The 17,071-nt window shown below is 68.9% G+C and carries 17 protein-coding genes; 7 read left to right on the forward strand and 10 right to left on the reverse strand.

Annotated features, from left to right (window positions below):
• Positions 1 to 165: 165 nt before the first annotated feature.
• Positions 166 to 1,131 carry an aldo/keto reductase gene (locus tag LX88_RS31620; protein ID WP_258951423.1) on the reverse strand — a complete coding sequence of 322 codons (966 nt, stop codon included), beginning with the start codon at positions 1,129 to 1,131 and terminating at the stop codon, positions 166 to 168.
• 72 nt (positions 1,132 to 1,203) lie between these two features.
• Between LX88_RS31620 and LX88_RS31625 the strand changes: the two genes are divergently transcribed.
• The 3 genes from LX88_RS31625 to LX88_RS31635 are packed head-to-tail and all read left to right on the forward strand — an operon-like array spanning position 1,204 to position 3,779.
• Positions 1,204 to 2,253, forward strand: coding sequence for an LLM class F420-dependent oxidoreductase (locus LX88_RS31625; RefSeq protein WP_258951424.1), 1,050 nt, complete (start codon positions 1,204 to 1,206; stop codon positions 2,251 to 2,253).
• A complete protein-coding gene (locus tag LX88_RS31630) occupies positions 2,250 to 3,077 on the forward strand; it encodes an undecaprenyl-diphosphate phosphatase (RefSeq protein WP_090062663.1) in 828 nt (275 codons plus the stop codon). Before LX88_RS31625 ends, LX88_RS31630 begins: the two co-directional genes overlap by 4 nt.
• A 9-nt stretch (positions 3,078 to 3,086) precedes the next feature.
• Entirely contained in the window at positions 3,087 to 3,779 is a 693-nt protein-coding gene (locus tag LX88_RS31635) for a histidine phosphatase family protein (RefSeq protein ID WP_177224481.1), read from the forward strand.
• Here the strand turns inward: LX88_RS31635 and LX88_RS31640 are convergent.
• Positions 3,751 to 4,929 carry an RNA polymerase sigma factor gene (locus LX88_RS31640; RefSeq protein WP_258951425.1) on the reverse strand — a complete coding sequence of 393 codons (1,179 nt, stop codon included), beginning with the start codon at positions 4,927 to 4,929 and terminating at the stop codon, positions 3,751 to 3,753. The two genes, LX88_RS31635 and LX88_RS31640, sit on opposite strands and share 29 nt — an antisense overlap.
• On the reverse strand, positions 4,926 to 5,300 hold the full coding sequence (locus LX88_RS31645; protein WP_258951426.1) for a YciI family protein: 375 nt from the start codon (positions 5,298 to 5,300) through the stop codon (positions 4,926 to 4,928). Before LX88_RS31645 ends, LX88_RS31640 begins: the two co-directional genes overlap by 4 nt.
• A gap of 115 nt (positions 5,301 to 5,415) precedes the next feature.
• On the opposite strand from LX88_RS31645, the gene LX88_RS31650 reads away from it, so the two are divergent.
• Positions 5,416 to 5,865, forward strand: a complete 450-nt coding sequence (locus tag LX88_RS31650) for a YybH family protein (protein WP_258951427.1) — start codon at positions 5,416 to 5,418, stop codon at positions 5,863 to 5,865.
• Positions 5,866 to 6,116: 251 nt separating this feature from the next.
• Here LX88_RS31650 and LX88_RS31655 read toward each other — a convergent pair whose 3' ends face one another.
• The 4 genes from LX88_RS31655 to LX88_RS31670 all read right to left on the reverse strand — a co-directional run bounded on the left by LX88_RS31655 (position 6,117) and on the right by LX88_RS31670 (position 10,585).
• Positions 6,117 to 7,634, reverse strand: a complete 1,518-nt coding sequence (locus LX88_RS31655) for a M4 family metallopeptidase (protein WP_258951428.1) — start codon at positions 7,632 to 7,634, stop codon at positions 6,117 to 6,119.
• 365 nt (positions 7,635 to 7,999) lie between these two features.
• Complete coding sequence (locus LX88_RS31660; RefSeq protein WP_258951429.1) at positions 8,000 to 9,118, reverse strand: site-specific integrase; 1,119 nt, start codon at positions 9,116 to 9,118, stop codon at positions 8,000 to 8,002.
• Positions 9,115 to 10,161: a threonine aldolase family protein gene (locus LX88_RS31665; RefSeq protein WP_258951430.1), complete on the reverse strand. Its 1,047-nt coding sequence runs from the start codon at positions 10,159 to 10,161 to the stop codon at positions 9,115 to 9,117. The genes LX88_RS31660 and LX88_RS31665 overlap by 4 nt, the downstream gene beginning before the upstream one ends.
• 52 nt (positions 10,162 to 10,213) lie before the next feature.
• Positions 10,214 to 10,585, reverse strand: coding sequence for a DUF4180 domain-containing protein (locus LX88_RS31670; RefSeq protein ID WP_258951431.1), 372 nt, complete (start codon positions 10,583 to 10,585; stop codon positions 10,214 to 10,216).
• Between the two features lie 321 nt (positions 10,586 to 10,906).
• Between LX88_RS31670 and LX88_RS31675 the strand changes: the two genes are divergently transcribed.
• The gene (locus tag LX88_RS31675; RefSeq protein ID WP_258951432.1) at positions 10,907 to 11,119 is read left to right on the forward strand and encodes a hypothetical protein; all 213 of its coding nucleotides are present in this window, start codon (positions 10,907 to 10,909) and stop codon (positions 11,117 to 11,119) included.
• A 265-nt stretch (positions 11,120 to 11,384) separates the two neighbouring features.
• Entirely contained in the window at positions 11,385 to 12,413 is a 1,029-nt protein-coding gene (add, locus tag LX88_RS31680; protein WP_258951433.1) for an adenosine deaminase, read from the forward strand.
• Here the strand turns inward: add and LX88_RS31685 are convergent.
• The 3 genes from LX88_RS31685 to LX88_RS31695 all read right to left on the reverse strand — a co-directional run bounded on the left by LX88_RS31685 (position 12,329) and on the right by LX88_RS31695 (position 13,087).
• The gene (locus LX88_RS31685) at positions 12,329 to 12,667 is read right to left on the reverse strand and encodes a hypothetical protein (protein ID WP_258951434.1); all 339 of its coding nucleotides are present in this window, start codon (positions 12,665 to 12,667) and stop codon (positions 12,329 to 12,331) included. The genes add and LX88_RS31685 overlap by 85 nt on opposite strands.
• Complete coding sequence (locus tag LX88_RS31690; RefSeq protein WP_258951435.1) at positions 12,667 to 12,816, reverse strand: hypothetical protein; 150 nt, start codon at positions 12,814 to 12,816, stop codon at positions 12,667 to 12,669. The genes LX88_RS31685 and LX88_RS31690 overlap by 1 nt, the downstream gene beginning before the upstream one ends.
• A gap of 97 nt (positions 12,817 to 12,913) precedes the next feature.
• Positions 12,914 to 13,087: a hypothetical protein gene (locus LX88_RS31695; protein WP_258951436.1), complete on the reverse strand. Its 174-nt coding sequence runs from the start codon at positions 13,085 to 13,087 to the stop codon at positions 12,914 to 12,916.
• Between the two features lie 115 nt (positions 13,088 to 13,202).
• Here LX88_RS31695 and hrpA point away from each other — a divergent pair, with 115 nt between their 5' ends.
• On the forward strand, positions 13,203 to 17,069 hold the full coding sequence (gene hrpA / locus LX88_RS31700) for an ATP-dependent RNA helicase HrpA (protein ID WP_258951437.1): 3,867 nt from the start codon (positions 13,203 to 13,205) through the stop codon (positions 17,067 to 17,069).
• Positions 17,070 to 17,071: the final 2 nt, after the last annotated feature.

The following is a 17,071-nucleotide window of genomic DNA, read 5'->3' on the forward strand; positions in this document are numbered from 1 at the left end:
CATCCACGACGTTCGGGCGAAGGTCACGCAAGGGGTGGGGTGAAACCTCGTTCGGAGGCTTGTCACATTTATCTCTATGGTTTCAGTGTAGACCAAAATCAATACTCGATCGCTGACCAAGCCAGTCGAAAACGCCAGTCACAAACCCGCAACAACAGGAGGCGATCAAGGCATGGGGCGCTCGGGGTAGCCCAGTTCGATGGCGCTGACGTCGTCCAGCGCGGCCCTGATCGCCGGTGGCAACGTCAGCTCCTCGGCTTCCAGGGAGGCGAGGAGCTGGTTCGTGTCGCGGGCGCCGACGACGGGTGCGACGACTCCGGGGCGGTCGCGGACCCAGGCCAGGGCGACGCAGAGCGCGGAGGTGCCGAGGCCTTCCGCGGCGGTGGAGACGGCCTGGACGATGCGGGCGGCGCGGTCGTTGCGGTGTTGTTCGACGTAGCCGGCGAAGTGGGTGGACGCGCCGCGGGAGTCGGGTGGGGTGCCGTTGCGGTACTTGCCGGTGAGGACGCCGCGGCCGAGGGGTGCCCAGGGCAGGAGGCCCAGGCCGTGGTGGCGGGCGGCGGGGGCGACTTCGCGTTCGATGCCGCGTTCGAGCAGGGAGTACTCGACCTGGGTGGAGATCAGCGGGTAGGTGGTGGGGGTCAGTGCTGCCGTGGCGAGCTGCCAGCCGCTGTAGTTGGAGATGCCCGCGTATCTGACCTTGCCGGAGGAGATGGCGTGGTCGAGGGCGGAGAGGGATTCCTCGATGGGGACGCCGGCGTCCCAGGCGTGGAGTTGCCAGAGGTCGAGGTGGTCGACGCCGATGCGGCGCAGGGAGCCGTCGAGGGCGGACAGGAGTGCGCCGCGGGAGGCGCCTCCGCCGAAGGGGCCTTCGGTGCGGCGGGCGACGGCTTTGGTGGCGAGGACGAGTTCGTCGCGGGGGACGACTTCGCCGAGGAGGGTGCCGAGGATGCGTTCGGCTTCGCCGTCGGAGTAGACGTCGGCGGTGTCGACGAGGGTGCCGCCGGCGTCGGCGTAGGCCATGAGCTGGGTGGCTGCCTCGTCCGCGTCGGTGTCGCGGCCCCACGTCATCGTGCCCAGTGCCGTTCTGGACACGCGGAGGCCGCTGCGGCCGAGGTATCGCTGTTCCACGTGCGCGATGCTAAGGGGTGATCATCGGCTGAGCCTGGCAATCGGTGTTACTGACCGGTAGGGTCTCGCCGTGTGAAGCTCGGACTGAACCTCGGATACTGGGGCGCCGGCAACGACGCCGCGAACCTTGAGCTGGCCAAAGAGGCCGACCGACTCGGTTTTTCGGTGGTGTGGGCCGCGGAGGCCTACGGCTCCGACGCGCCGACGGTGCTCGCGTGGGTGGCCGCGCAGACCGAACGCATCGACGTCGGTAGCGCGATCTTCCAGATTCCGGCGCGGACGCCGGCGATGGCCGCGATGACCGGGGCCACTTTGGACACTCTTTCGGGTGGCCGGTTCCGGATGGGTCTCGGTGTGTCGGGTCCGCAGGTGTCGGAGGGCTGGCACGGTGTGCGGTTCGACAAGCCGTTGGCGCGCACGCGTGAGTACGTGGAGATCGTGAAGAAGGCGCTGTCGCGGGAGAAGCTGCGCTACGAGGGTGAGCACTACACGCTCCCGCTTCCCGATGGCCCGGGCAAGGCGTTGCAGCTGACCGTGCACCCCGTGCGTGACCAGATTCCGATCTACCTGGCGGCTGTGGGTCCGAAGAACCTGGAGCTGACGGGCGAGATCGCGGACGGGTGGCTGGCGATCTTCTTCTCGCCGGAGTACTCGGCGGAGTCGCTGGCGTCGGTGAGGGCCGGTCGGGAGAAGGCCGGGAAGACGATGGACGGCTTCGACGTGGTGCCGACGGCGCCGTTGGTCGTGGGTGAGGACTGGAAGGCGTGTGCGGATCCGGTTCGGGCGTACACGGCGCTCTATGTGGGCGGCATGGGTTCGCGCAAGCAGAACTTCTACAACAACCTGATGGTGCGCATGGGTTTCCCGGATCAGGCCGAGGAGATCCAGGAGAAGTACCTGGCTCGTGACTACGCCGGTGCGATGGCGGCGATTCCGCTGGAGTTCCTGGACGCGACGTCGTTGCTGGGCCCGAAGGAGCGCATAGCAGACCGGATGAAGGCCCTTGCCGCGGCGGGGGTCACCACGCTGTCCGTTTCGCCGATGCTGCAAGATCTGGAGCAGGGGATCGCGGGTCTTCGGACCGCGGCCGAGGCTTTGGATCTGGCAGGAGTGGGTAGTTGAGCTGGTTGCAGGCTCTGGTCCTCGGACTGGTCCAAGGACTGACGGAATTCCTGCCGATTTCCAGCAGTGCGCACCTGCGCATCACGTCGACGCTGTTCTTCGGCAACGACGCGGGCGCTTCGTTCACCGCGGTCATCCAGTTGGGTACCGAGGTGGCGGTGTTGATCTACTTCGCCAAGGACATCGGGCGCTTCATCAGCGCCTGGTTCCGCGGTCTCTTCAGCGCGGAGGCGCGCAAGGAGAGGGATTACAAGCTCGCCTGGTACGTGATCATCGGTTCCGTGCCGATCTCGGTTCTCGGTTATCTGCTGAAGGACGAGATCCGGACGTCGGCGCGGAACCTGTGGATCACGGCGACGATGTTGATCGTGTTCGGTCTGCTGCTGGGTCTGGCGGACCACCTGGCGAAGCAGCAGCGTGACGAGTTGCGGATGAAGGACGCGATCGGGATGGGTCTGGCGCAGGCGCTGGCGCTCATCCCGGGTGTGTCCCGTTCGGGTGGCACGTTGACGGCGGGTCTGTTCCTGGGGCTGAACCGCGAGGCGGCGGCGCGGTATTCGTTCCTGCTGGCGATTCCGGCGGTGTTCGGGGCGGGGTTGTTCTCCATTCCGGATGTGCTGGAGCGGTCGGGTACGGGTGTGCAGGCGTCGATTCCGCAGATGGTCGTGGCGACGTTGATCTCGTTCGTGGTGGGGTACGCGACGATCGCGTGGTTGTTGAAGTACGTGTCGAAGCATTCGTACTCGGTGTTCGTGTGGTACCGGTTGATGCTGGGTCTGGTGCTGATGGGGCTGCTGTCGATGGGGTTGCTGCAGCCGATCTAAGGTGGGGTCGTGGCTACGGTGATCCTGCTTCGGCATGCGCGTTCGACCGCCAACGGTTCCGGTGTGCTCGCCGGGCGTTCGCTGGGTGTGGGTTTGGACGAGCGGGGGCGGGCGCAGGCGGCTGCTCTGGTGTCGCGGTTGAAGGACGTCCCGGTCAGTGCGGTGGTGTCGTCTCCTTTGCAGCGGTGTGAGGAGACGTTGGCGCCGTTGCTGGCCGATCGGTCTTTGGAGGCCGTGGCGGAGCCGGATCTGTCCGAAGTGGATTACGGGGCGTGGACCGGTAAGGCGTTGAAGGACCTGTACGACGAGCCGTTGTGGGCGGTCGTGCAGCAGCATCCTTCCGCCGCGGTGTTCCCGGACGGTGAGGGTTTGGCGCACGTTCAGGCTCGTGCGGTGGCGGCGGTGCGGGCGCATGACGCGCGTATTTCCGAGGAGCACGGTCCTGGTGCGGTGTGGGTGTTGTGCTCGCACGGTGATGTGATCAAGGCTGTGCTGGCGGATGCGTTGGGTGTGCATCTGGACGGGTTCCAGCGGATCGTGGTGGATCCGTGTTCGATCTCGGTGGTGCAGTACACGCAGACGCGGCCTTTTGTGTTGCGCTCCAACGACAACGGTGGGGATCTGTCGGGTGTGGTGCCGGTGGCGCCGCCGCAGGAGGCTCCGTCGTCGGACGCTACCGTGGGTGGCGCGACCGGGATCTGAGGTAGCGCTGTTCGGGTGCGCTGAGGGTGAGTTTCGCGGCTTTCTCGTATTCGCGGCGTGCTTGGTCGTGGTCTCCTCGCAGGTCGAGGAGGTGTGCGCGGACGGCGTGCACGCGGTAGTGGTCGAGGTCCAGTGTGGACAGTTCGTCGAGTGCTCGGTGCGGGCCGTGGACCATGGCGACGGCGACGATGCGGTTGAGTGAGATCATCGGGCCGGGTGCGGTGACGGTGAGCAGGTCGTAGAGGCCGAGGATTTCGTGCCAGTCGGTGTCTTGGGCGGTCTTGGCTTCCGCGTGGACGGCGGCGATGGCTGCTTGCAGCTGGTAGGGGCCGATCTGGGCGGTCTTGAGTGCCGCGCTGATCAGGTGGGTGCCTTCGTCGATCGCTCGGGTGTCCCAGCGGGTGCGGTCCTGTTCGGCGAGCGGGATGAGCGTGCCGTGGGTGTCGGTGCGGGCGGGGCGGCGTGCGTCGGTGAGCAGCATCAGCGCGAGCAGGCCGGTGAGTTCGCCGTCGGCCGGTCTGCGTTTGTGCAGCTGCCGGGTGAGGCGGAGGGCTTCGGCGGTGAGGTCGACGCGTACCAGGTCGTCGCCGGAGCTGGCGGTGGAGCCTTCGGTGAAGATCAGGTAGAGCACGTGCAGGACGGCTGTGAGGTCCTGCGGTGGCCGGAACTTCGCGCCGGACTGCTTGATCTTGTGCTTGGCGCGGCTGATGCGTTGCGCCACTGTTGCTTCGGGTACCAGGAACGCTCGTGCGATCTCGGCGGTGGTGAGGCCGCCGACGGCTCTGAGGGTCAGGGCGATCTGCGAGGCGGTGGTGAGTGACTCGTGGCAGCACAGGGCGAGCAGTGTGAGGGTGTCGTCCTGTGCCGGTACGGGGTCGGGTGGTGGCGGGGTGAGGGCGACGACCTTGTCCTCGCGCTGGCGGCGGGCGGCGTCGGAGCGGTACTGCTCGATCCACCTCCTGGACGCCGCCGTGATGAGCCAGCCCTTGGGGTTGTCCGGGACGCCGTCGGCCGGCCATTGCCGGGCGGCGCCGAGCAGGGCTTCCTGCACGGCGTCCTCGCAGATGTCGAACTGGCCGTGGCGGCGCACGAGCACGCCGAGGACCTGCGGCGCGAGTGTGCGCAGCAGGCCCTCCACCTCAGGGTTCACAGGCCGTCCAGCATGGAGGTGTCCCAGACCGGGCGGACCTCGATGCCGTCGTTGTGGGCGTCGGGCAGCGTCGCGGCGTGGGCGATGACCTGGTCGATCGAGTCGGCTTCGACGAGGTAGAACCCGGCGAGGTACTCCTTGGCCTCGGCGAAGGGCCCGTCGGTGACGACGACCTCGCCGTTGCGGATGCTGACACCCTTGCCGGTCTCGGGTCCGGGGAGGCCTTCGCTGACGACGAGCTCACCGGAGGCGCGGAGCCGGTCGGACAGGTCGTAGTGGTCCTTGCCGAACTGCGCCTGCTGCTCTTCGGTGAGCTTGTCCCACGCGGCCCGTGACTTCGGGTTGCTGTAGATGAGGATCAGGTACTTCACGTGCGGCCTCCCGGCTCGTGGCTGGCTGGCGGAAAGATCTTCTCACCGTCATGTCGAGACCGCGGGCCGTGTCTCGACACCGGTGTGTCAGCCGATTTCGACGGAGGGTTCCGAGATGACTCGCACGCTGGTGCAGGACGAGGTCGCCATCCGCTCGGTGTTCACCGAGCACGAGGAGGGCATGCGGTTGCGTGATCCCGCGCGGATCGTCGCGCGCTATGCCGAGGACGTGGTGGCGTGCACGCTGGCGCCTCCGCTGCGCAACGCCGGGCCGGACGCGCGGGACGTGGAGTCGCTGGCGGGGTGGATGGCCGGGTTCACCGGGCCGATCACGCTGGAGCACCGGGATCTGACGATCGTGGTGTCCGGTGACGTGGCGTTCGCGCACGGGCTGGCGCGGCTGGCGGCGGTGCCGGTCGGTTACCCGGAGGGGTTCTCGATGTGGATGCGCACGACGGTGGGGTTGCAGCGGCGTGACGGGCGGTGGCTGGTGACGCACTCGCACGACTCGGTGCCGTTCCACATGGACGGGTCGTTTCTGGCGGCTACCGATCTGGAGCCCTGATCAGCGCACCCGGCAGGGGTGTTCGCGACTTGATCACGGCGTGTCGAGGACGAGGAACGTGCTTCCGCGGCGGTCGGTCTGCGGGTAGACGACGGTGCCGTCGTGCCAGGTGGCGTGCGTGACGTGCGTGACGTGCGTGACGTGCAAGCGAACCAGGTGCGGTGGGGTGGGGTGGCCGCGACACGAACATGCCGAGGCCCGGACCGTGCAGGGGGTCGGTCCGGGCCTCGGCGCTTTTTCGGCGGCGGGGTCTACTTGACGTTCACCGCGGCCCAGGCACGGTTGACCGCCGCGTACTCCGGCGACGAGGCGCCGTAGAGGTCCGCGGTGGCCGCGAGGGTGCCGGTGCGGGCGGCGGCGTACTTGGTGCTGGAGGTGAACTTCGTGGTCAGGGCGCGGTACCAGATCTTCTCGGCCTTGTCGCGGCCGATGCCGGTGACGGGCTGGCCGTCGGCGGTGGGGGAGTCGTAGGCGACGCCGTTGATGGTCTTCTGGCCGCTGCCCTCGGAGAGCAGGTAGAAGAAGTGGTTGGCGATGCCGGAGGAGTAGTGGACGTCGACGTTGCCGGCGCTGGAGGACCAGTAGTCGAGTGACTTGCCGTCCTTGGAGGGCTTGTCCATGTAGCGCAGCGGCTTGCCGTCGCCGCGGATGTTGATCTTCTCGCCGATGAGGTAGTCGCCGGCGTCGGCGGTGTTGGCGGCGTGGAACTCCGTGGTGGAGCCGAAGATGTCGCTGGTGGCCTCGTTGAGGCCGCCGGACTCACCGGAGTAGACCAGGCCCGCGGTGGCGGAGGTGACGCCGTGCGACATCTCGTGTGCGGCGACGTCGATGCTGGTCAGCGGGTTGCGGTTCTGGGCGCCGTCGCCGTAGGTCATGCAGAAGCACGAGTCGGACCAGAAGGCGTTGCTGTAGTTGTTGCCGTAGTGGACCTTGCTCAGCGCGCCCTGGCCGTTGTTCTTGATGCCGCTGCGGCCGTGGACGGTCTTGTAGTAGTCCCAGGTCTTGGCGGCGCCGAACGCGGCGTCGACGCCCGCGGTGGCCTTGTCGGTGTAGGTGCCGTTGCCCCACTTGTTGTCGGCGTCGGTGAACAGGGTGCCGGTACCCGTGCCGTTGTTGAGGTTGTTGACGGCCTGGTTGCCGCGGGCCGGGTCCTTGAGCTGGAACGTGGCGCCGGACTGGGTGGTGTTGAGGGTGACGGTGCCGGTGTAGGTGGACTGGCCGGTGCCTTCGGCGTGGTGGACACCGTCGTAGGTCAGCAGCGTGTGGCCGGTGCGGGCGTCGGTGAAGGTGTGCAGTTCGCTCGGGGTCTGGTCGTCCTTGACGCTGTGGGTGACGGTCTCCCAGGCGAGCACGGGCGCGTGGTCGAGGGCGAAGACGACGAGCGTGCCGTTCGACGCGGTGGCGGGCGTGGTGGTGTCGAGGCCGGCGAGGGAGGCCTCGGACGCCTTGGTCACGCCCGTGACCCGGCCGGACTTCTGGGCGACGACGAGGTCGCCGCCGATGACCTTCAGGCCGTTGAGGGTGCGGTCGAAGCGAAGGTGGTGGGTGCCGTCGGCGTCGCGCACGACGTCGCGGGGGACGAGTCGTTCGCCGCCGGTCAGGCCGAGGGCGGAGGAGATCGTCCCCGCCTGCTCGGCCGCGGCGTGCAGAGCTTCCTGTTGCGTGGGGTTGCCCGGCTGCGGTGCGGCGTTGGCTCCCAGCGTGCCCGTGGCGGCCAGAGCCGCCCCGGCCACCAGGGCGGTGGTGATGCCCAGGGTTTTGCGCTTCATGAACGCTCCTTGTTCCGGTGCAGGGGGCGTTCGCTCCGGCGTTACAGGGGTGCCGGGGCGAACACCGTGGAACAGCCCGGCCATCGTCGATGACCGGGCGTGGCGATCGTATTGCTCTCAGTGCATGCGACCAGCCGCTCCCAGAATGCGAGATCGGTTCACAAATTTGGCTGAGTCGCTGGTCAGGACACCGGTTTTTGTCCGGATGGTGGAACAAAAGAGCAGCTCAAACGGCGTGGAAACACGGCGGAAACTTCCCGGTGCACGCCTGCTTCCGGCGTAGTGCGCTGCTGCGAGTGGTGCAGCCCTACCGGAGGGGATCTTGTTTACAGTTAACTACGCAGAGTGAGAGCTGGGTCACAGATTCAGAGGCCCAGGCGGGTCACGGCGTTGTCCTCGAGGGGGTTCGCGGTGCGGATGTAGCGGTGCACCGTGCGCGGGTTGGTCCACCGGCCCTGCCGCATGATCTCCCGGTCACTCGCCCCGCCCAGCGCCGCCTGCGTCGCGAACCCCGCCCGCAGCGAATGCCCGCCGAACAACGCCGGATCCAGCCCCGCCCGCACCGCGTACCGCTTCACCAGCTCCGCCACCGCACGCCCCGACATCGCCTTCGTGCCGATGCCGCCGTGCCGGTTCACCACCGGGAACACCGGCCCCTGCCGGACACCCGGCTCGAAGCCGTGGCAGCGGTGCAGGCCGGTCTCGGAGAGCTCCTTGCCGTCGAGCACGTCGGCCCAGTCCGCGAACGCGCACACCGGACACGTCGGCCGCCTGCTGCCGCGCGGCAGCACCACCGACTGCTGGTGCTTGCCCGTCTGGTCGGTCTTCGTCGTCCCCAGCCGGATCAGCAGCAACGGCTCGTGCGTGCGCGGATCCACGTCCACCGTGACGTCGGAGAACTCGATCTGCGCCAGCTCACTGCGCCGCAACGCCCCCGCGAACCCCGCCAGCAGCAGCAACGCGTCCCTCGCGCGCGCGGGACCGGCCTGCGGCCGTTCGTTCAGCAGCGCTTCGAGGGTGTCGAGCAGCACCGGCCGTTTGCGCCGGGGCTGCGACTTGCGCGTGCGCCGCACACCGCGCAACGTCAGCCGCACGACGTCGCTGCGCGTCGGGCTCGGCAGACCGTTCGCCGCGTGCACCGCCGAGATCGCCGCCGACTTGCGTTCCAGCGTCGAGGCCCCGAACGCCGGCGACCCGTCCGGCTTCACCGTGTCCGCCGCCACCGCCAGGTACACCGCCACGTCCAGCGGATCGGCCGGCAACGCCTGACGGCCCTCCGCCTGGCACCACCCGGCCCACGCGATCCAGTCCGACCGGTAGGCCCGCACCGTGTTCGGCGACTGCGCGTTGCGCAGATACCCCGCCAGCGACGCCGCCTGCTCGTCGTCGAACCTCTCGCGCACCCCCGCGAGCGCGTCGACGTCGATCAGCACCGAGTGCGAGACCCTGACCAGCGCGTGCTGGACGGGTTCGGGCAGGCTCACACCCGCGATGGTAGTCCTCTGATCAACTCCACCACCTCGCCCGGCGTGAACTCCAGCCCGCTGAGCCCCACGCTCACCTCGAAGCTGCACCGCCGCGGATCCGGATTCGACCGCGCGTACAGGAACAACCTGATCCCCGTCTCCTCCAGCAGGTGCTGCGCGGCCCGCTGCGCGTCGTGGCGCGAGAGGGGCAGGTGGACGTGGAACAGGGGAGTGGCCGGCACGTCCGGTGTCGTGTGCGCGAACCCGTCGGCGTTGATCGCCCGCGCGATCGCCTCGGCGTGGTCGCGGAACTCGGCCATCCGCGGCAGGTTCACGTCCATGCCCATCAACGCGATCGCGGCCAGCGGCCACGCGTCGGCGATCGCCCCGCCCATCCGGCGCCGCCACACCGCCGCCTGCCCGATCGTCTCGGCGTCCCCGGCGAGCACCGCGCCCCGCACACCTTCGAGTCCTTTGTAGAGCGACACGTACACCGTGTCGAACAACGCGGAGATCTCGGTGAACGTGGCGTCGTAGCCGGTCTGCGCCTCCCACAGCCGCGCGCCGTCGCAGTGCGCGGCCGCACCCGACCGCCTCGCCCACGCCGCCTGCGCCGCCAGGTCCCCGAACGCCGGCAGCACACCGCCGATGTCGCGTTGCGGCAGTTCGAACACCACCGCCGCGAGCGGTTCGCCCACCGCCTGCAGATCCTCGAGGCCGAACAGCTCGTTGCGGTCGCCCACCGGGTGGAACCGCAGGCCGTGCAGCGCGTTGTAGCCCTGGTTCTCCCACACGTGCAGGTGCGACTGCGGATGCCCGGCGAACGAGCGGCGGCCCGTCCTGTCGGCGTGCACCCGCAACGCCACCTGCTGCGCCATCGTCCCCGACGGGAAGAACAAGGCCTCGGGCTTGCCCAGCAGCGCCGCGACCCGCCCCTCCAGCTCCCGCACCGGGTCCTCCGGCCGCGTCTGCGGCGTGACCCAGGCGGCGAGACGGCGGAGGACCTCGTGCGGCGACCTGCGCGGGCCGCTGTGCTGCGAGAGCGAACGACGGATGTCCATGCCCGCGACACTACCTATTGCAAGCGATGTGCAATAGGGCTGTTCGGCGTGGTCAGGCCGCCGCGCTCAGCCGTGCGTCCAGCTCCGCCTCGTCCGCGACGAACCACAGCTGCCGGCCCCGGTTCGACTCGTACACGAAGTCCCGCAACGCCGTGCTCGCCGCGACCTGCTCGGTGATGTCCCCGACCACCGCGACCGCGAAGCCGTACTGCTGGAACTTCTGCACCACCGCACCCGCCACCCGCGTGCGCAACACCAGGAAGTCCTCGGGCAACCGCGCCAGCGGCAACACCAGCCACCGCACGTCCTGACCCCACAACGTGCCGATCAGGTCCACAGCGGACTGCTCGTCGGTGATCAGGGGACCGTCCTCGGCGCACATCAGCACCGTCGCGCCGTGGCGCGTCTGCACAACATCAGGCATGACACCGGAACCTAGTAGCGGCGCACACCCCATGTCGCCCCGAATACCGGCGCGCCCGATGATCACCGGGTGCTGGTGGTGCGGCTCGGAAGGGTGCCGGGCGAATTCGCGGTCAGACGCCCCGAGGCGCCCTGCTGAGCGTGAATTCGCCCGCCAGCGGGCCGGGTCACACCACTGAAGCTCTCCGTACGCGATCGGCCAGAGGAGGTGAGCCCCATCAACGCGGTCAACCCAGATGGGCGCTCCCTCCTCCTCCCGGCCTGACGCCTTCACCGCGTCGCCACGGGAGCGCTCCGGCAGCCACCCGGAAGGCGACCAGCCATGCGCTTCACCTCCCACACCACGTCCGCTGACGGCATCACCGAACGCGGCTTCGTCCACGTCGGGGTCCCCGGCGTGCTCTGGACCCCCAGCCATGATCCCGCCGGGCTCGCGCTGAGCGCCCACAGCGGCCAGCGCGAACGAGCCCTCGACGTCCTCGCGCGCGATCCCGGAATGGAGGTCCGTGCTCGACGCCCTGTCCTCCCTCGGTGACCGCGTCGGGTTCTGGGGCGTGTCCATGAGCAGCGCCCTCGGCATCCCGCTCCCTGCTGCAGTGCGACGACCGGCTCGTCGCGCGTGACGCCGGCCTCGCGCTGTTCGCCGCCTTCGCCACACCGAGCAAGTCGTTGCACGCCAACCCCGGAGGGCCCGCGACGTCCCCGAGCACGAACTGACCGGCGCGGTGACGTTCCTGGCCGGATGACGCCCGCGAAAATGCCGGGCGTCCACTGACGGGCCTTGAGTAGCGTCGCTCCCCATGCGTGACCTCGCGGCGCTGCCCAAAGCCCACCTGCACGTGCACCTCGAAAGCACCGTGCGCACGGACACCCTCGCGGAACTCGCCGAGCACCACGGCGTCGACGTCCCCGCCGTGCAGGCAGGGGCGTTCGACGGCTTCGCGCAGTTCGCCGCCCGCAACGGGGCGGTGCGGGACTGCCTGCGGCGAGCCGAGGACTTCCACCGGATCGCGTACGAGTTCTGCGCCGAGGAAGCAGCGCAGGGGACCCGGTACGCCGAAGTCACGTTCACCGCGGCAGCGCACGGAGAACGACTCGGTGATCCGGACATGCCGCTCGAAGCGGTGTTGTCCGGGCTCGCCGCAGGACAGGCCGCCCACGGCATCGAATGCCGTGTGATCGTGGACCACCCCAGGAAGCGATCGGTAACGCGACTGCGCGACTCACTGCGGCTCGCTCTGGCACACCCGCGGGTCGTGGCCATCGGAACGGCCGGAGCGGAGGACTACCCGCTCACCCCGTTCGCCGCCGTGTTCCGAGACGCCCGCGAAGCCGGGGTCGGACTCGTGCACCACGCCGGGGAGTGCTGCGGAGCACCCAGTGTCGCCGAAGCCGTGACCGTCGGGCTCGCCGACCGGATCGGGCACGGGTTCCGGGCGCTCGACGACCCGGAAGTCGTCGCGCTGCTGCGGGACCGCGCCATACCGCTCGAAGCCTGCCCGTCGTCGAACGTCGCGCTGGGACTGGTCGAATCCCTCTCCTCTCATCCGCTGCCACTGCTCGTCGACGCCGGGCTGACCGTCACGCTCAGCACCGACATCCCCGCCTCCACCGGCACCACGCTCACCGGCGAATACCGCCTGCTGCGCGAGCACCTCGGCTTCGACGACGACGCCCTGGCCAGCATCGCCACCAACGCCGTCGACGTGTCCTTCGCGCCGCAGGACACGAAGACCTCGCTGCGTCAGGACATCGCGGCCTGGCGCGCGGGCTCGAAACACACCAGCCCGTGCCGCGACGCCAGCAACGCCACCAGATCCAGCACCTGACGCTGCCCCGGCCACACCACGTGCACGATCACCGCGTCCACGCCCACCGTCAGCGCTTGATCCCACGACACCGGCGACCCGGGATCGGGCGACGTGCGCCTCAACTCCCGCACGAACGCCGCCACCGCGGGCTCGAACGCGCCCAGCGGCGAGGACCGCAGCTCCGCATAGCGGGCCGCCGCCTCCGGAAAGGTCGCCGGGCCGGGAGCCCGCCACACCACCACGTCGACCGGAACATCCACGGGCACGGCCATCACGCCACCTTCCTGAACAACGCACTCGTCCCCGGAACCCGCGCGCGCACCGCGGCCGGGGCGGCGGTGCGCCGCTCCAGCCGGCCGTCCTGACCGGAGGCCTCCACACCGGAGAACTCCGCCAGGCCCCAGAACACGTTCAGGTCCATGCCCAGAACGCTAGCGAGAGGGTCTGACAATTTTTGAAGCCTTGACATCACCGCAGGTCAGAAACCACCCGATGCCGTGATTTCGTCCTGCCGGCCATCAACCCGGCCGGGCGAGCGAGGCCGGGCGACCTGAAGCGAACACGCGTTCTGGGGCTCGGCTGCGCCGCGAGCCACGTCTCGCCGCGGAGTAGGCGATCTCACCCGCGGGCGGCAGCACGAGCCGGCCGACCAGCCACTCCGGGCGTTGCCGCAGGTCAGACGCGGACGACACCGCGTGACCGACCGGCCCCGAGAAGCCCGCCACGTCCGTGCCGCCACGCCGGTGACGGGGTCTGGCGGTTATTGACGCGAGCGAACCCGCACGCCCTGTCTATCCTTGAACCCAAATGGACACCCCGCACGCTGAACTGCACAAACGCCTGCCCGAGCTCATGCCGCGTGATCAACGCCGGCTCGCCAGGCGCCTCGACGGCGCACGCAAGGTCAAAGACCCCCTGGCGCGCAAGAAGATCACCGAGGAGATCGCCGCCCAGATCGACGAGGCCGCGCTCAAGGTCGCGCTGCGCAGGGAGTCCGTTCCCAAGATCAGCTATCCGGCCGAGCTGCCGGTCAGCCAGCGCAAGGACGACATCAAAGAGCTGATCGCGAACCACCAGGTCGTGATCGTCGCCGGCGAGACCGGGTCGGGCAAGACCACGCAGCTGCCCAAGATCTGCCTGGAACTGGGCCGCGGCATCACCGGTCAGATCGGCCACACCCAGCCGCGCCGCATCGCCGCGCGCACCGTCGCCGAACGCGTCGCGGAGGAGCTGGGCACCAAGCTCGGTGACACGATCGGCTACAAGGTCCGGTTCACCGACCAGTCCGGTGACGAGACGCTGGTCAAGCTCATGACCGACGGCATCCTGCTCGCCGAGATCCAGACCGACGCCACCCTGTCGCGCTACGACACGATCATCATCGACGAGGCCCACGAACGCAGCCTCAACGTCGACTTCCTGCTCGGCTACCTCAAGCAGCTCCTGCCGCGCCGCCCCGACCTCAAGGTCGTCATCACCTCCGCCACGATCGACCCGCAGCGCTTCAGCCAGCACTTCGGCGACGCCCCGGTCATCGAGGTCTCCGGCCGCACCTACCCCGTCGAGACCCGCTACCGGCCGCTGGAGGAGGACGACGACCAGACCCAGGGCATCATCAACGCCGTCCGCGAGCTGCAGGCCGAAGGCCCCGGCGACGTCCTGGTGTTCCTCTCCGGCGAACGCGAGATCCGCGACACCGCCGACGCCCTCAAGCAGGAGGACCTGCGCAACACCGAGATCCTCCCGCTCTACGCGCGGCTGAGCGTGGGCGAGCAGCACCGGGTGTTCCAGCGGCACACCGGCCGGCGCGTCGTGCTCTCCACCAACGTCGCCGAGACCAGCCTCACCGTGCCGGGCATCAAGTACGTCGTGGACCCCGGCAACGCCCGCATCTCCCGCTACAGCCACCGCCTCAAGGTCCAGCGCCTGCCGATCGAACCCATCAGCCAGGCGTCGGCCAACCAGCGCAAGGGCCGCTGCGGCCGCGTCAGCGAAGGCATCTGCATCCGCCTGTACTCCGAGGAGGACTTCGAGGCCCGCCCCGAGTTCACCGACGCGGAGATCCTGCGCACCAACCTCGCCAGCGTCATCCTGCAGATGACCAACATCGGCCTGGGCGACATCGCGGCGTTCCCGTTCATCGACCCGCCCGACTCGCGCAACATCAACGACGGCATCGGCCTGCTCCAAGAGCTCGGCGCGATCAACGCCGCCGAGAAGAAGCTCACCCCGACCGGCCGCAAGCTCGCCGCACTGCCGGTCGACCCGCGCCTGGGCCGCATGGTCCTCGAGGCCGACACCACCGGCTGCCTCAAAGAGGTCATGATCATCGCCGCGGCACTGTCCATCCAGGACCCCCGCGAACGCCCCGCCGACCAGCAGGAAGCCGCGACCCAGCAGCACGCGAGGTTCGTCGACAAGGAATCCGACTTCACCACGTTCCTCAACCTGTGGCAGTACCTCAAGGAACAGCAGAAGGAACTGAGCGGCAACCAGTTCCGCAAGCGCTGCAAGGCCGAGTTCCTCAACTACCTGCGCGTGCGCGAGTGGCAGGACATCTACCTGCAGCTGCGCCAGGTCGCCAAGCAGATCGGCATGCACGTCAACGACCAGCCCGGCGACCCGCGCAACATCCACATCGCGCTGCTGTCCGGGCTGCTCAGCCACATCGGCGTCCAGGACGTCGTCAAGAAGCAGGCCCCCGGCGAGAAACGGCGGCCTCTCACCGAGTTCCTCGGCGCCCGCAACGCCAAGTTCGCGATCTTCCCCGGCTCGGCGCTGGCGAAGAAGCCACCGCAGTGGGTGATGGCCGCCGAACTCGTCGAGACCAGCCGCCTGTGGGGCCGCATCGCCGCCAAGATCGAACCCGAATGGGCCGAACGCCTCGGCGAGCACGTCGTCAAACGCCAGTACAGCGAACCGCACTGGGAGAGCAAACGCGGCAGCGTCGTCGCCCTGGAGAAGGTCACGCTCTACGGGGTGCCGATCGTCGCCGGCCGCAAGGTCAACTACGGCCGCATCGACCCCGGACTCTCCCGTGAGCTGTTCATCCGCCACGCGCTGGTGCAGGGGGAGTGGACCACGCACCACCGGTTCTTCCACACCAACCGCGCGCTGCTCGACGAGGTCGGCGAGCTGGAGAACCGGGCACGGCGCCGCGACATCGTCGTCGACGAGGAGACGCTGTACGACTTCTACGACAAACGCGTCGCACCCGAGGTCGTGTCCGCGCGGCATTTCGACTCGTGGTGGAAGAAGCAGAAGGACAAGAACCAGCTCACCTTCACCAAGGACATGCTGGTCAACGACCGCGCCGACGTCACCCCCGACGCCTACCCCGACCAGTGGCGCCAGGGCGAGCTCACACTGCCGCTGAGCTACCACTTCGAGCCCGGCACGAAGAACGACGGCGTCACCGTCCAGCTCCCGCTGCCCGCGCTCACCGCGCTCGACGACGACGCGTTCTCCTGGCAGATCCCCGGCCTGCGCCACGACCTCGTCGTCGCGCTCATCCGCTCGCTGCCCAAGCAGATCCGCCGCAACTTCGTGCCCGTCCCCGACGTCGCCACCGCCGTCCTCTCGCGCATCAACCCCAAGGACACCAGCCTGCTCAGCGGTGTCGAACGGGAACTGCGGGCGTTGACCGGCGTGACCGTGCAGCGCGAGGACTGGCAGTTCGACGCCGTTCCCGACCACCTCAAGCTCACCTTCCAGGTCGTCGACGACCAGAACCGCACCCTCGCCGAAGGCAAGGACATCGCGGCGCTGAAGGAGAAGCTGCGCGACGAGGTCCGCGCGTCGCTGAGCCAGGCCGCCGGGCACCTCGAGCGCACCGGCCTGACGACGTGGGACTTCGACGCCCTGCCCAAGACCATCGAGCAACGGCAGTCCGGCATCACCGTCACCGCCTACCCGTCGCTGCTCGACCGGGGCGAGAGCGTCGCGATCAAGGTCCTCGACACCCAGGGCCGCCAGGCCTACGCGCACCGCCGCGGCGTGCGCAGACTCCTGCTGCTCGGCGTCAACTCACCGGTCAAGCACCTGCAGCGCCACCTCGACAACGCCGCCAAGCTCGCCCTCACCCGCAACCCCCACGGCGGCGTCGCCGCGCTGCTGTCGGACTGCATCATGGCCGCCGTCGACCGGCTCATGGGCGAGCCCGCCTGGGACGCCAAGTCCTACGCCGCCCAGCTCAAGAAGGTCCAGGCCGCGCTGAACGACACCACCTGGGTCGTCGTGCAGGAGGTCCGCAAGGTCCTCGAAGCCGCGCACGAGGCCGAACTGGCACTGAGCGGCCTCAAAGGTGCACCGGACTCGGCCAACGACATCCGCGCACACCTCAACTCGCTGGTGTACAAGGGTTTCGTCACCAACACCGGTTACGACCGGCTGCCCGACCTGGTGCGCTACCTCAAGGGCATCGCGCGGCGCATCGAGAAGCTGCCCGAGAACCCGCGCCGCGACCTCGACTGGACGGCACAGGTTCACCAGGTCCACGCCGAGTACCGGGAACTGCGGGCGCAGACGCCGGCCGACGAGCCCTCGCCCGAACTCGACGAGATCCGGTGGATGATCGAGGAACTGCGCCTGTCCTATTTCGCTCAGACGATCAAGACGCGGTACACGATCAGCGACAAGCGGATCTACAAGGCGCTGGACGCCGTGCCGTTGTAGAC

This window comes from Lentzea californiensis, assembly GCF_024648825.1.
Lineage (GTDB): Bacteria > Actinomycetota > Actinomycetes > Mycobacteriales > Pseudonocardiaceae > Lentzea > Lentzea californiensis.

Excerpts from the sequence above, each read along its gene's own strand:
- LX88_RS31650 (WP_258951427.1), top strand. The coding sequence starts at position 5,416 with ATGACTCGCACGCTGGTGCAGGACGAGGTCGCCATCCGCTCGGTGTTC.
- LX88_RS31655 (WP_258951428.1), bottom strand. The coding sequence starts at position 7,634 with ATGAAGCGCAAAACCCTGGGCATCACCACCGCCCTGGTGGCCGGGGCG.
- LX88_RS31665 (WP_258951430.1), bottom strand. The coding sequence starts at position 10,161 with ATGGACATCCGTCGTTCGCTCTCGCAGCACAGCGGCCCGCGCAGGTCG.
- LX88_RS31670 (WP_258951431.1), bottom strand. The coding sequence starts at position 10,585 with ATGCCTGATGTTGTGCAGACGCGCCACGGCGCGACGGTGCTGATGTGC.
- LX88_RS31675 (WP_258951432.1), top strand. The coding sequence starts at position 10,907 with ATGCGCTTCACCTCCCACACCACGTCCGCTGACGGCATCACCGAACGC.
- add (WP_258951433.1), top strand. The coding sequence starts at position 11,385 with ATGCGTGACCTCGCGGCGCTGCCCAAAGCCCACCTGCACGTGCACCTC.
- LX88_RS31685 (WP_258951434.1), bottom strand. The coding sequence starts at position 12,667 with ATGGCCGTGCCCGTGGATGTTCCGGTCGACGTGGTGGTGTGGCGGGCT.
- LX88_RS31690 (WP_258951435.1), bottom strand. The coding sequence starts at position 12,816 with ATGGACCTGAACGTGTTCTGGGGCCTGGCGGAGTTCTCCGGTGTGGAG.
- hrpA (WP_258951437.1), top strand. The coding sequence starts at position 13,203 with ATGGACACCCCGCACGCTGAACTGCACAAACGCCTGCCCGAGCTCATG.